The organism is Klebsiella sp. BIGb0407 (assembly GCF_024807845.1).
Classification (GTDB): domain Bacteria; phylum Pseudomonadota; class Gammaproteobacteria; order Enterobacterales; family Enterobacteriaceae; genus JGM124.
In genome coordinates, this window is record NZ_JANUEQ010000001.1 from 449,172 (window position 1) to 463,472 (window position 14,301).

Below are 14,301 nucleotides of genomic sequence, written 5' to 3' on the forward strand. Positions count from 1 at the left end.
CCGATCCCGGGGCAATCAGGAAAAATTATTTCAGGCGGGCGACCTGGCGAGCAAGACGGGTGAGCTCTTCCGCCAGATGCTGAGCGGATACGGCGTTTGCTTGTGGTTTATCGGTGGTCTTGCGTTCAATCAGGCTGACGGGGAGCAGCTCGGATACGGTCTCTTCGCCTTCGATAAGCGCCAGCAGACGTTCCACGCTCACTTTGCCAAGGTTTTTAAAGTCCTGCTTGATAGTGGTCAGCGGTGGGGTGAAGCAGGCGCTGTCTTCAGTGTCATCATAACCCACCACCGAGATAGCACCCGGTACGGGCAGACCGAACTCGGAAAGTGCGCGTAATGCACCCAGCGCCATCTGGTCGTTGGCGACCAGAATTGCGGTGGGGATAATGCCTTCGTTAAGCAGTTGCGTAACGTGCTGGTAGCCGGACAGCGAGCTCCAGTCACCGTGCATAACGGCCATCGGGACTACCTGGTGACCGGCAAGTTCAGATTTCCAGCCTTCAAAACGGAGCCGGGCGGAGATAGAGCTGAGTGGACCGGCAAGCAGGGCTATTTTCTGATGCCCCAGCTCAACCAGATGCTCAACGCCCAGCTTCGCACCGAGCTGTGGGTCAAAAATAATATGGTGCATTTCAGAACAAGGAGAGGAATCCAGGAAGAGTACCGGAATAGATCCGCAAAGCTGGACAATTTCCTGAGTCTGTTCATCTTCCATCGGAATATTGACCAGAATGCCATCGACACGCTGGGACAGTAACTGACTGACGGCGGCTTTAGCGGCCTCCAGCCCTGACTGTTCGGTCATCGATATCACGACACTAAACTGCAGTTCACTGGCCCGTGACTTTGCCGCAGCGACAATTTGTGACGGAGCATGCAGGGCCAGATTACTGGTGGCAAAGCCCAGAGTATGTGTCAGCTTCCCGGCCAGCTGCTGCGCCATGCGGTTAGGAATATAGTTCAGCGCATTCATCGCCGCTTCAACCTTGAGCCGGGTTTTCTCAGAAACATGCGCCGCCTGATTAATCACCCGGGAGACAGTCTGGTAAGAAACGCTGGCATGCTCAGCCACATCATAAAGGGTTGCAGACTTCGGTTTCATGGCGGAATTCCTTGTCATTTTACGTGTCGGTTATAGTTATCAGACTGCGAAAATCGCGTGAAATATCATAGCATTTGTCCGGGGCGGTGCACAGTGGGAGGCTTAGATCCCTATGAGTAATCAAATTATTCTGACTGCTTGTGACGCAACTCTCATAAACAGCCGAAAATTAAGATCGCTTAGCCGTATACATAAAGAAAAACGCTAATCCAGAAAATCAAAAAGCACCTAATAGAGCACAATCTGACATCTAACCAATCACAATATTGCATAATGTTGCATTGCGTATCATAATGATTTCATCAGAACGATGATGCCGGGAACCGTCAGTTCTATCGCGGTTTGATTAGACACACACGCAAATGGAGCATGAAATGCACGAGTTATCCCAGATTGAGCTGGATTCGTTGATCGATAAACTTGAGCAACAAACCATCGACTGGTTTCTCAAATACAAGCAACTGCCAGCAAAAGACCTGTTATGGCGATATTTTTCAGACTCAAAGAAAGGAAATTTTAAAGATATCTATACCGGTTTAATGCTTCAGAAGGTGGATCACCGCACCGTGCATTTAATGTCCTTTTTACCGCTATTATCTAATCGGCTAACACCAAAAATAGCGAAAGTTATAGCTGTATCCAGATTTAAAACGCAATTACTGATGAATATGATTATTTACTGGTTAATACTCTATTACTCAGGAAAATCCAATGAGCTTCCAGGCGATAATGAAAGTCAGAAGCTTATTGTTGATATGCTATGAAATTGTTTATACAGAAAAAATAGGGGGGGAATAATTTTTCCTGAATTTCTGAACGCATGTTTTCAGCGTTTTAACCGTATAATCGAATCGATTACTTAATATAAGAATCCAGCACCTTCAGCACCACATCAAGGTCTTCTTCACGCTTTTGTTCGTCACTTTCATGAACAACATGTTCGGTGAGATGCCCCTTAATCACTTCGCGCATTAATCCATTTACCGCTCCGCGTATGGCGGCAATCTGCTGCAGAACTGCAGAGCATTCATGGGGTTCATCGAGCATTTTTTTAAGCCCGGCAACTTGTCCCTGGATTTTATTGGTACGGGCGATAATTTTTTTCTTATCCCGAATGGTATGCGACATGCTGGAACCTCACAGACTTAAAAATTGTCCGGATCATATCATCCTCAATCTACTGGGGGGTAGTATATTGTACTGGGGGGGAGTAGAATTAAACCTCCATTCACAAATAAGAATTATTATCATGAGCGATTTTGCCACGCTGTTGCAGCAAGGAAATGCCTGGTTTTTCATCCCCAGCGCCATCTTACTCGGCGCTCTGCATGGTCTGGAGCCCGGGCATTCCAAAACCATGATGGCGGCTTTTATTATCGCCATTAAAGGAACCGTGCGGCAGGCGGTGATGCTGGGGCTGGCAGCGACGCTGTCACATACCGCGATTGTCTGGTTAATTGCATTCGGTGGCATGTATATCAGCAACAAATTCACCGCTGAATCTGCCGAACCCTGGCTACAGTTGGTGTCTGCGGTCATTATTCTGGGAACCGCATTCTGGATGTTCTGGCGAACCTGGCGCGGTGAGAAAAACTGGCTTGAATCGATGCGTGAAGAGGAACAGCACCATCATCATGATGAATCACGTCTGATTGATACCGGCCATGGTCAGGTTGAGTTATCGATTTACGAGGAAGGGCAAGCACCGCACTGGCGGCTGCGTAGTGTCCGGGGACAAAAGTGGGTTGCGGGTGATGTTTCCCTGGTGACAACAAGGGGAAACACGGATTATTCACAGCTATTTGAATTCGTCGATAAAGGAACTTACCTGGAATCCAGGTTAGCTATTCCTGAACCTCATGATTTTGATGTTCGTCTCTCGTTGGGTCATCGGGGTCATGCCCACGAGTATGCACTTTCGTTTCATGAGCATGATCACGCCTCGCTGGTAGGGCTGGATATCCATTCGAAGGAGTATCAGGATGCGCACGAGCTGGCACATGCTCATGATATCAAACGCCGTTTTACTGATAAAAAAGTGACCAACGGGCAGATCCTGTTATTTGGCCTGACGGGCGGGTTAATACCTTGTCCGGCGGCGATTACCGTACTGCTTATTTGTATTCAGCTTAAAGCTTTAACCCTGGGTGCCACGCTGGTGGTGTGTTTCAGCATCGGACTGGCTCTGACCCTGGTCACCGTGGGAGTTGGTGCGGCGATAAGCGTGCGTCAGGTTGCAAAACGCTGGAGTGGTTTTAATAAAATAGCCAAAAGAGCCCCGTACTTTTCCAGCGCGCTTATCGCCTGTGTGGGTATTTATATGGGGATCCACGGCTATCTGGGTATCGCCAGCTGATTAACTCGTGGATAAAGCCTGTATAAAACAGGCTTTATTTAGCGTTATGACTATCTTTCTGGCAGGCCCGGAAAAGCGGTCAGTAAAAGCTTATAGTGATGAGGCTGGCGCATAGCGACCAGATCTTTACGGCGCACTACATTAGTGGGGTAGTGACTCTCGCCAACAGGGGCAGTGTCAATTTTCTGACTGAGACAGGCGGCTTGCTGAAATAAAACCTGTTCCTGGCGCGGGAAGCTAAAGGTCTCAGGTCCAAAAATGCCGCTGAATCCACCCTCAGCACCGCTTAAGGTATTGGCTAAGGCCAGCCAGACATTGTTTTCTCCGGCACGGGTGCGAAACAGATGCCAGTGAAGCGGGTCCGGACCTGTGGGTATCGGGTAGTTCTGGATTATTGCACTGCCGGGATGAGCGCCGGTAAACCCGGAGGAGATATTGGCAGAACAGGCGATAATATCGCAGCCTTTCAGAGCTAAAATACGGCCACTCTCCGGAAGTAATGCGTCCTGCCCAAGCAGTAAACCGACTCTTCCTGCCGGGATGTCATAGTATTTAAACTCGTGACCGGATTCAGCCCAGGACTGCATTTCTGCGGACAGATGTATTTGTCGGTAGCAACCAATTATTCCCTCAGGCCCCAGTAACACTTGGCTATTGAAGTATTTACCGTTATCCGTTTCAGCAAAACCGATAACCAGCCAGACTCTGAATTGCATCGCCAGAGCAACCAGTGTGGAAATAGCCTGTCCGTCGATGCTCTGCGCATTCGCAACCGGCGTAGCCGTTCCTGTCAGAGCTAGTTCAGGAAAAACGATCAGTTCGCTACTCTGCTCTGTGACCGTTCTTTCGACAATGAATTGAATTTGCTTTACATTTTTTTCAACTGTCGAATGTGGCGAGAACTGTGCCACTGAGATAGTGCTCTTTCTTCCCGCTGGCAGGGGTTTATAACCATAAAGCCCGAAGAAATCTTGCGGATTCCATAAAAAACTGTCGCTCAGTAGTTCCTGATAGAGAGTCGGTTTACGTAAAGTCGCAAGGGAATGGCCGAGAACGGTTTTTTGCCGGACTCGCGCCAAGTCTATCTCGGCATAAACGACGCCATCGCCCTTATCAAGGCTTGCCGCAATCTTACCATCGGGTTCAATGATACAGCTACCGCCGCTAAACTGAACGCCGCGTTCAAGTCCCCAGCGGTTACTTTCTATCAGGTAACAGCCGTTCTCCATCGCGCGGCTAATCCAGTAGGGCGCGGGTGTACGTTCCGCTAGCCAGTTACTGACATGACAGATAATATCAGCCCCTGCCAGCGCTAACAGGCGGGCGGTTTCTGGAAAATGGATATCCATACAAACCAGCATACCGATGCGGCCAATCGGCGTGTCGAATACCTGATGTCCGGTATCACCAGCGGCCGCCCATTTCGGTTCAGAAATATAAGGGTGGCTTTTACGGTGGCAGCCAATCACCCCCTCAGGACCTATCAGTACTGCACTGTTGTAGTAAAGCCGAGTCTCAGGGGCAGTCTCAGGCAGACCGAGCACGATATAGCACTGATAACGCGCTGCTATCTCACCAAATTTATCGGTACAGGGGCCCGGTACGGTTTCGACCATTGGGCTGATTTCTTCCCGATCAAACCAGCAATAGCCGGTAGTGGCCATTTCCGGGGTGGTAATCAGTTTCGCCCCGTTTTTGGCAGCGTCCTCCACCAAAGTCAGTAGCTGGTTTATATTATCTTGTTTAGCAAACATCCGTGGCTCAAACTGAACCGCGGCGCAAAGAAAGAGAGCATCAGACATAGTTATCCTCACAGCTAGAAAGTAAAGGTTTTAATTCTTACGCTGGCCGGAATCCGGCGGCGTTGTCCATGCCAGAATTTCATTAGCCTGAATTAAAGAACCTGAGATCTCTTCAATACTGATGCGTTTATCCATCGCCTGATGGCGCAATATTTCGTAGGCCTGTTCTTCCCCGATATTGTGCATCCGCATCAGAATCGCTTTCGCCTCGCTGACTTGACGGATCCCCAGCACCTTTTTTTCCAGGCGCTCAATTTTGTCGTGGAACAAGCGCTGCTGACGCGAATGATGTAAGGCAAAAACCATCGCTGACAGCAGCCCTGAAGCTCTGACCGGTGTGGTGATGGATGCTCCCGCATTCATATTCAGAGCCTGATCGATAAAGGTCGGGTTTTCATAGGCAATAACCGCAATAAGCGCATGTTTTGCAGGCTTATACCAGGAGACATCCGGAGACGGGTCATCCGACTGAAGCGCGTAAAAAATAAGATCCGTGTCATCGGGAAGTTCATCCGGAATCGGCCAGAAAGCCTGAACTTTAAACCCCATCCGTCTTAAATGATTGGTTAGCGTTTCGCCGTCTTCGTCATTAGGGTGTAACACGACACAGCGGATCCCCCGACTCAGTAACAGTGCTGCTGCACTGAATCTTTTATGTTCATGAGCCATGGGAGAACCCCACTGCCGTGAGCTTGGTTGTCCAGTCACCCTGGATTTGATTGGTCATATAAGGGTCGGGTTCAACCATACGACGGGCTTCCTGAACCAGAGTAAACTGGCCCTCTGAATTCGCTATACCAATGCGTGGATAGAGCCCGGTATGCTGATTAAGTTTATCAATGCGAATACGCCCCTGGGGAGCATCGAACTGACTGCCGCGTAATGCTTCAGAAAGTGGTTGCATATCGTCGCTACCACATTCAGTCATCGCACTGGCAAACAGGTGGACCTGACTATAAGTGGCTTCCCAGTTCATATCGGTGCTCAGCCCCTCACCAAACTGATGACGAAACTGCGCCAATGCCTGATGGTTGGAGACTGTGTCGATACTCTGAAAATAGGGCGCTGAACTATAGTGGCCGCGAGCCGCATCAATACCCATAATGGCAATTTCGGTTTCGGACGTGTTCAAACTGCCAATCGGCATACACTGCGGATCCAGCCCGGCGGCCAGGTAGGCTTGATAGAGATAGGGCACGGTTTGACCCACCACGGTACTGAAGATAAAGTCGGGCTGTTTCTTTTTTATCTCTTCCACCACGGGAAGGAATGACTCATAGGAAGCATTGAGATCAAGATAGCGTTCGCCAATCACCGCGCCGTCATGATGTTGTAATATCAGCGCCTGCATATTGCGATTACATTCATAGGGATAGACATACCGGGAGCCAATCAGATAGACCCGCGCGCCGAACTTACCCGTCAGATAATTAGCCAGCTGCAGGCAGTTTTGATTGGGTGCGGCGCCACCGTAGAAAATATTTTCTGAAAATTCGAATCCTTCATACAGCTGGGAGTAAAACAGCAGGCGGCGATATTTTTCCACCACCGGCGACATGGCTTTGCGGCTGCTTGAGGTATAGCCCCCGAAAATAACCTTCACCCCATGCTCGACGATCAGCTTTTCAGCCAATGCCCTGAACTGACTATTATCAGACTGGGGATCGAGGTGGATACCCTGCAAAGGCCGGCCATTAATTCCGCCGCGCTGATTAATTTCAACGATTGCCTGAGTGGCACCACGCCACTGGGAAAGCTCCTGAGCCGCCGTCACGCCACTGAATGAGTAAAGTAGGCCAATATTGATAGGGTTATCTGACGCCATAGATACCTGCTTATCGAAGACTTAACGACCGGGCTAAAGGGTCCTGCAAAATCTGCGCAGGACCTTGTGAATTACTGAGCCAGAAGCTGCTTATTCAGCATGGCTCCGACGGTGTATTTAGGGTCAACCATATTCCCTAAACGCACTTTTCCGCACTGGCTCAGTAGCATATAGGCGTCCCATTTATCGAAACCAAAATCGGCAACCAGCCAGTAAATAAGGTCGCGATAGGCAATGCGGGTGGCATCTTCCAGAGGCCGGGCGCTACCAATACTCATAATGTTTTCGGCATTTTCCATTCGAGGCCAGTCCAGCTGCCAGTTTTTAATCAAGTCGACTTTGATGGTGGTGGTGGAAGCAAACTCAACCGCGGTACCACAAATCTCGCCGTCGCCCTGGCAGGCGTGGGCGTCACCAATAAAGAGTCTCCCTCCCGGTGAACGCACGGGCAGATAGGTAATACTGCCCGGACCAATATCCGGCACATCCATATTTCCGCCGTGATTATCCGGTGTAAGTGAATTAATGGAGTCTATTTCAGGTGAGACGCTGAGTGTCCCGATATGGGGTTTATAGGGCAGGGTATGGCGCTTGCTCCAGTAGACTTTCTCGCTATCCAGTTTGATGATTCGGACCTTTTCAGGCAGCGGGTCATTGAGCATGGCGGTTAAATCGGTTCCGGTTAACCCGCCGAAATGGGGGATCATGGCGCAGATCCCGAAAGGCTTAGCGCCTCTGGGCAGCATCGACTCAATATAGACCGCAATGACATCGCCTTTCTCAGCCCCATTGACCATAATCGGGCCATTTTGTGGATTCAAAAAGGGCATTTTCAGCCGTTCACTGGGACTGTCTTGCTCTGAGTTTATCGCTCCTTCAAAGGCATCCCGAGTATCCACTATCACCCGATCGCCAGGTTCAATAGTCAGCACCGGGGTAGAATACGGCCCGATGGTATAGTGAAATTCTTTCTGCATCTCTTCTGTCAGATGATGGGTAACAGGCTGACGGGCAGCGCCCAGACCACGTTTGTACATTATTGATTCGTCTAACCATTTCATAAAAAATCCTCAAGTCGTCTGGTTATTCACTATAAAGCCAGCTGCTGGCGTAGGGTTTGGTCGCAAGAAAGTTGCTGCCTGGACAGGATGTCGACAATCTGCCCTTTATCCATCACCGCACAGCGCCCAGCCGCTCTTTGGATCATGGCAATATCCTGCTCAACGAGGATCACGGCGACATCAAGCTCACTGGCAATTCTTACCAGCGTGTCGGCAATGGTATGGACGATGGATGGCTGAACCCCCTCGGAGGGTTCGTCAAGCAGTAAAACTTTAGGATCCCCGACTAAGGCTCGGGCAATCGCCAGTTGCTGTTGCTCACCGCCGCTCATCGTGCCCGCTTTTTGCTTAAGCCTCTGACCTAAAATGGGGAAATATTCCAGTACGCGCTCTAATAACTGCCCAGCATATAAGCGATTTTCACGAACAAACTGCATTCCGACCTGTAAGTTCTCTTTAACCGTCAGGCCTTGAAAAACCTCTCGCCCCTGGGGAACGTAACCGATACCCAGACGGGCCCGGCGCTGGCTCGCTGCTCGGGTGATATCAGTTTCATCGAGAACGATTTTTCCTCCGGCAGGCGATATCGCGCCGATTAGAGTGCGCATTAGCGTGGTTTTTCCTGCGCCATTACGACCTATTAAACCGAGGACTTCCGCAGCCTGCAGACTAAAACTGACGCCATTAAGGACTTGTCCTCCGCCATAACCCCCGGTTAAGCCTTGTGTTTCCAGTACGGTCTTTTTCATCACGCTTTCCCCAAATAGATATCAGCCACATCGTCTCTCGCCAGAACGTCAGCGGCATCCCCGTCGGCAAAGACCTTACCGCCGTGCAGAACGGTGACTTGAGAGGCAATTTGGCGGACAAAAGTCATGTCATGCTCCACCACCATGATGGTCAGCCCGTCGCGCTGCATTTGTTTAATCAACTCCCCGGTCTGGAAGGTCTCATCGACGGATAAGCCTGCCACCGGTTCATCCAGCATCAGCAGCAGGGGGCGAAGAGAAACGGCCATGGCCATTTCCAGCCACTGTTTTTTACCGTGAGATAAAATACCTGCAGGTTTTTGATACTCCTGGCGCAGGTTGAATTGTTCAATCAACTGCTCCAGGCTCTGTGCCTGATTTCTTACCTCAGGACGCAGGTGGCTCAGCGACAGTTGCAGATGCTGTTGCACGGTTAAGTCCGGAAAAATACCGGGGATCTGAAACTTAATACTCATTCCCATTTGAATACGCTGAAAAGGCTGTAACCGGGTAATAGGCTTTCCGTTAAATTTGATTTCACCGCTGCTCGGGGTATGTTCCCCGGTGAGCAATTTAAAAAAGGTACTTTTCCCCGCCCCGTTAGGGCCAATCACGCAACGCACTTCATTGCGCCTGATATTCAGATCGGCATTTTGAATCACTTTGATTCCGCCGAAGTTTTTGCTCAGACCCTGACTGCTGAGGATAGTATTCTCTGAACTCTGGTTCATAGCGGGCCTCCTTTATGCTGACGCATCAGGACCAGGTGATTTATCTTTTGTGAAAACCAGGGTATTAAGCCATTAGGGGCTGCCAGCACCACAAACAGCAGAATCGCACCCAGTAAGATCATCGCGTATTCACTGCCGTAGATCGCCAGCCATTGGGAAAGCCAGACCAGCAGAGCGGTAATAACGATGGTCCCGAAGATGTTTTTTCTTCCTGCGGTAGCCACCCAGATAACGGGCATTGCGGCAGCGGTCAGGCCCATCGATGAAGGGGTGATATAAGAGCCCCATTGGGTATAGAGCACACCCGATAACCCTGAAAGCACGCCGCCTAAGGTGAAAATAAGCAGCTGATAACGGCGAATATCAATGCCCAGCATTTCCGCCCGGCGTGGATTTTCACGAATAGACGTCAGGGTGAGGCCGAAACGAGAGCGGAGCAGACAGCGTACTCCCCAATAAACGGCGGCCAGTAAGATGATAATCAGATAATAAAAACCGTTATCCTGGAGCGTCAGCATCTCGCCATCAAACCAGGGTAGTGATAGCGGCGGCATACCTGACATACCGTTGAAACCGTTCAACCGCGCACTACCGATAGTCCACTGCGGGCCCGCGGTTTGCGACATAAAGGTTTCTAAAACCAGAGTAAAAGAGAGTGTAACGATGCCGATAAAAATGCCGGTTACGCCACCATAGAACATCAGATATCCCAGCGCGCCGGCCACCAGACCCGCCAGGGCCAGGGCGACCAGCAAACCCGACCAGGTGGAAGTGACACCGTCACCAAAGTTAAGCGTCATAACCCCATAGGCATAACCCGCAATGCCAAAGAAAGCGGTCTGGCCGAAGGACAGGATGCCGCCGTGACCCCACATAGCGGCTAAGCCAATAGCGCAGAAGGTCCAGAGCAGAAAATACGAAAAATCACCGATTAAACTGCTGTCTGATACCAAGGGTAAGAGCAGTGCCCCCACAAAAATGATCGCGGCAATCTTTCCGGTCTTCACAGCCGGACGGTTATTCTGTGGTGCAGATGATGAGGGTTGAGAGAGACTGGCCATAGTTGCTCCTAACGCTGACGAGTGAACAGGCTGCCAACCCCGTTCGGGAGGAGGCGAATAACCAGTACGGCGGTGACCAGCAGACCAATTTGTCCGGCCAGCTGCCCATACCAGGCGTTAAGACCGGTCTGTATTGTCCCCAAGGCCAGTGCAGCAGGGATTGTGCCCGCCAGCACATTGGCTCCACCCACCACGACGGTGACAAAGGCCTGAACAATAAAACTGCTCCCCATGGTCGGGACGGCTGTCAGAGTCGGGGCATAGAGCGCGCCAGCCAGTCCGGCTAAACCTGCGCCAAGGGCAAAAGTGAGGGTATAGATCCTGTCGGTTTCAAGGCCCAGGCAGGAGGCCATTTTTGCATTCTGAATAGTCGCTCTGGCGCAGACGCCGTAGTTTGAATGAAAAAATAGCCAGTAGAGGATCAGCAGGGTGACAATGGCGAACAGGGGAAGCAATGCCCGGTAGGTCGCAAAGGAGTACTCGCCGATGGAGAAGGAGCCGAAGGGTGTTGACAGTCCTTCCAGCGAGGGGCCGGCAACCAATAGCATGGCCTGTTGAACGATAAGACTGATTGCCCAGGTCGCGACGACAGAATCATAGAGTCTGCCGTACAGATGGCGTACCACCAGACGCTCAACCACACCGCCAAAGAATGCCGCAGCCAAGGTTCCGCAGATCATGGCGAAGGGCAGAGCAACACCGGCTTTATTCATCAGAATGGTCACATAAGCGCCACACATAATAAATTCGCCATGCGCGAGATTAATCACCCCCATCATGCCAAATATCACCGCAAGACCGAGCGCGGCTAAAACCAGGTAGGCGAAATTGTCACCAAACTGATAGAAAATTGAGTATAAAAAAGAAAGCGTTAGCATCGGGCCGTCCAGGTGTCTGCAATAACACAGCTAAAGGAATAAAACAGGGAGCCAGAGTGAAGGCTCCCCAGTCGGGGCTTACGATTGCTTAGGAGGCGACGATGGGGTGTACTGGCTCTTATCGGCCTTCACCGGTAAATTACAGCCGGCTTCACCCAGCCAGTAAGGTTTGATATCGGTCCAGACTTTAGGGATCTCGATACTGTGGTCGTCTTTAACGTGGGCTAAATAGATGGTGTGACTTAAGTGATGGCTTTTCGGGTCAATACAGACCTTACCGGACGGGCCGTCGGTACAGATATCGCCACTTTCCAGCGCCTTAATAACGGCGTCACGCTCTGTACTACCGGCTTTTTCTACCGCCGCTTTATACAGATAGACCGCATCATAGGCATTTGCTGCTTCCTGGTTTATATAGGGTTCATCAGGGAACTTGGCGCGGAAGCGCTGTTTGAAATCATTACTGGCCGGGGTATCAACTTCTTCAATATAGTTGGCGGTAATGTACATATCTTTCAGAGCTGGGGCTTTAAAGCGTTTATGCTCATAAGCCTGGCCCACGTTAACCGAACTGCCCATCGGTAAGCCTAATTTAGCCGCAGCCTGCTGCTCATAGTAGGAGGACTGATTGGCTCCCACTAATAATGTCATCACAAAATCAGGTTTCGCTTTTTGAATATTCTGTATCGTTTGTCCGAACTGTGAAACGGTGAGGGGAATAAACTCTTCACCGACCATGGTTCCGCCATTATCCTCAACGATTTTACGAACCCACTCTGCGGATATCTGGCCGAAGTTATAGTCAGCGGCAATGGTATAAACTTTATTTCCGTATTTTTCCATCATCCATGGAATAAGCGTGGAGAACTGTTGTTCTGGCACTGCCCCGGTGACAAAGACAGTTGAATCACAAACGCCGCCTTCGTATTGGTTATTATACCAGTAGAGTTGTTTCTCACGATCCATAATAGGCCGAATCGCTTCCCTGGAGGCGCTGGAAAAAGCACCGAAAATAACATCAGCTTTATCATTTTTAATTAATCGCCGTGCCATTTGCTGGAATCGGGTATTATCCGACTGGGTATCATATTTAATTAATTCTATTGGCTTACCCAGTATGCCGCCTTTAGCATTAATTTCTTCAACAGCCAGTTCTGTAGCGTGGATCTTGGGTATTACCGGCAGTGCAAAGTTACCGGAGGCATCTTCCAGCAGGCCAATCTTCACAGTAGAATCAGCCGCAAAGGCCGACCCTCCTGATAGGATTGCCGCAAGTGCAAAAGGGAGAGCTGCGTAATGACATTTTATTCTGGACATAGATACCCCTGATAACGGTTGAAAGAGTGGGTCTGAAAAAAGCCAAAAAAAAAGCCCTGTAAGATCAATTGACCTTATCGGGGCTCTATTGCCATAACCACAAGCCGACAACGTTGGCGTTCTTGCGGAGGAGATAACTCTACTATTAAAATTATTTGGATATATTGTCAACACCGAAAAAAAGAATAAATCCGGACAGTAATTTCAGTCAGACAAGTGCACTGTAGAGGTGCATTTATTGCACAAATACAGGCAGACTAAAATCCCTTTTATAAAAGGAAACTGAAGTGAAAATTAAGAATGAAATATCAGAGAGGATATTAAAAGAGTTTTTTTTTGCACCAGACTGGTGCTATTAAAAAACATCAGGAAAAGTCTAAAGACTAGACCTGTTTAGCTTTTTTATTGTTATATTGTAACTCTTATATTTTTTTTAATTGCGAGATCAAGGTTTGTCTGGCGTGAGCGATTCGGGGCTGCCTGAGCGCACTGGGTGACCAGATCAGATGATAATTAATCTCGGTATTACCTATCGGGGCATTAATCAGAGAGAGTTCATGCTGGTTTATTTTCTCTTCACAGAGGAATTCAGGCATCACGCTCCAGCCGAATCCACGGCACAGTAAGCTACGTTGCCCGCGCAGATCCTGACTCACCATCGCAGGCAGTAATGCAGAATATTTAATACGATTTTTTTCCAGCCAGTGGCTGATAATCGATAACTCCAGATTATAGGCAAGCAGAGGCTCTTTAAGCAGCTCGGCGGCAAAATCTTTACTCTGGTTAAGACGTTGTGCAACTTTGGGTGCCGCGACAGCAATCACCCGGTCAGTAAAAATGATCTCTGCGCGCAGGCGGGTATCCGCAACCGGGTGTGCGGTGATACCCAGATCGCAGTGACCTTCGAGCACCATCTGCGCCACCATCGGACCATCCCCGGTATGCATATGTACACGTATGCCACTTTCCAGCAAAGGGATCATCTCAACGGTCAGTTTTTCGGCCATAAAATCGGCGTGACCGATCATTTGCAGCGTACCGCTGACATCCATTGAACGAGATCGCGCCGAAGATAACGCTGACTCTGCGGTATCCAGCGTATTGCCTATATCGGCAGCCAGGTCATCTGCGGCTGAGGTCGGGGTAATACCGCTGCTTGTGCGTTCAAAAAGCGGGCGCCCAATCGCGATTTCCAGCCCCATAATATGCTGGGAGACAGCGGGCTGGCTAAGATTTAAGGTTCTCGCCGCGCCGCTAATCGATCGCTGACGGTACGCTTCGACAAATGTTCTTAAACGCACTAAAGACAAAATGGCACCCCATAAATATTTTTATACCCCCTCATAAATACCCTTGTTGGCGCGGAAAAGCCAGTCCCGGTACTCTGTGTGCAAGATAATTTTAAGCAAAGGGCAACAG

Annotated in this window: 14 protein-coding genes; 2 read left to right on the forward strand and 12 right to left on the reverse strand. The window is 49.8% G+C overall.

Going from position 1 to position 14,301, the window contains the following annotated elements; all coding sequences use genetic code 11:
• Window positions 1-25: 25 nt before the first annotated feature.
• On the reverse strand, window positions 26-1,102 hold the full coding sequence (locus M2387_RS02125) for a LacI family DNA-binding transcriptional regulator (protein WP_259046865.1): 1,077 nt from the start codon (window positions 1,100-1,102) through the stop codon (window positions 26-28).
• 374 nt (window positions 1,103-1,476) lie between these two features.
• Here M2387_RS02125 and M2387_RS02130 point away from each other — a divergent pair, with 374 nt between their 5' ends.
• On the forward strand, window positions 1,477-1,866 hold the full coding sequence (locus M2387_RS02130) for a hypothetical protein (protein WP_259046866.1): 390 nt from the start codon (window positions 1,477-1,479) through the stop codon (window positions 1,864-1,866).
• Between the two features lie 91 nt (window positions 1,867-1,957).
• Here the strand turns inward: M2387_RS02130 and rcnR are convergent, their stop codons facing one another.
• Window positions 1,958-2,230, reverse strand: coding sequence for a Ni(II)/Co(II)-binding transcriptional repressor RcnR (rcnR, locus tag M2387_RS02135; RefSeq protein WP_259046867.1), 273 nt, complete (start codon window positions 2,228-2,230; stop codon window positions 1,958-1,960).
• 121 nt (window positions 2,231-2,351) lie between these two features.
• Between rcnR and M2387_RS02140 the strand changes: the two genes are divergently transcribed.
• On the forward strand, window positions 2,352-3,458 hold the full coding sequence (locus M2387_RS02140) for a nickel/cobalt efflux protein RcnA (protein ID WP_259046868.1): 1,107 nt from the start codon (window positions 2,352-2,354) through the stop codon (window positions 3,456-3,458).
• Between the two features lie 50 nt (window positions 3,459-3,508).
• Here the strand turns inward: M2387_RS02140 and M2387_RS02145 are convergent, their stop codons facing one another.
• The 10 genes from M2387_RS02145 to M2387_RS02190 form a co-directional block, all read right to left on the reverse strand.
• Window positions 3,509-5,260 (reverse strand): nitrilase-related carbon-nitrogen hydrolase, encoded by a 1,752-nt coding sequence (locus tag M2387_RS02145; protein ID WP_259046869.1) that lies wholly within the window; start codon window positions 5,258-5,260, stop codon window positions 3,509-3,511.
• A gap of 30 nt (window positions 5,261-5,290) precedes the next feature.
• On the reverse strand, window positions 5,291-5,929 hold the full coding sequence (locus tag M2387_RS02150; protein ID WP_259046870.1) for an ANTAR domain-containing response regulator: 639 nt from the start codon (window positions 5,927-5,929) through the stop codon (window positions 5,291-5,293).
• Window positions 5,919-7,085: a transporter substrate-binding domain-containing protein gene (locus M2387_RS02155; RefSeq protein WP_259046871.1), complete on the reverse strand. Its 1,167-nt coding sequence runs from the start codon at window positions 7,083-7,085 to the stop codon at window positions 5,919-5,921. The genes M2387_RS02150 and M2387_RS02155 overlap by 11 nt, the downstream gene beginning before the upstream one ends.
• A 71-nt stretch (window positions 7,086-7,156) precedes the next feature.
• Entirely contained in the window at window positions 7,157-8,146 is a 990-nt protein-coding gene (locus tag M2387_RS02160) for an acetamidase/formamidase family protein (protein ID WP_259046872.1), read from the reverse strand.
• A 29-nt stretch (window positions 8,147-8,175) separates the two neighbouring features.
• Complete coding sequence (locus M2387_RS02165; protein ID WP_259046873.1) at window positions 8,176-8,895, reverse strand: ABC transporter ATP-binding protein; 720 nt, start codon at window positions 8,893-8,895, stop codon at window positions 8,176-8,178.
• Window positions 8,895-9,626: an ABC transporter ATP-binding protein gene (locus M2387_RS02170; RefSeq protein ID WP_259046874.1), complete on the reverse strand. Its 732-nt coding sequence runs from the start codon at window positions 9,624-9,626 to the stop codon at window positions 8,895-8,897. Before M2387_RS02170 ends, M2387_RS02165 begins: the two co-directional genes overlap by 1 nt.
• Window positions 9,623-10,687, reverse strand: a complete 1,065-nt coding sequence (locus M2387_RS02175; RefSeq protein ID WP_259046875.1) for a branched-chain amino acid ABC transporter permease — start codon at window positions 10,685-10,687, stop codon at window positions 9,623-9,625. Before M2387_RS02175 ends, M2387_RS02170 begins: the two co-directional genes overlap by 4 nt.
• Before the next feature lie 8 nt (window positions 10,688-10,695).
• A complete protein-coding gene (locus M2387_RS02180) occupies window positions 10,696-11,565 on the reverse strand; it encodes an ABC transporter permease subunit (RefSeq protein ID WP_259046876.1) in 870 nt (289 codons plus the stop codon).
• 78 nt (window positions 11,566-11,643) lie between these two features.
• On the reverse strand, window positions 11,644-12,882 hold the full coding sequence (locus M2387_RS02185; protein ID WP_259046877.1) for an urea ABC transporter substrate-binding protein: 1,239 nt from the start codon (window positions 12,880-12,882) through the stop codon (window positions 11,644-11,646).
• Between the two features lie 422 nt (window positions 12,883-13,304).
• Entirely contained in the window at window positions 13,305-14,192 is an 888-nt protein-coding gene (locus tag M2387_RS02190) for a LysR family transcriptional regulator (RefSeq protein ID WP_259046879.1), read from the reverse strand.
• Window positions 14,193-14,301: the final 109 nt, after the last annotated feature.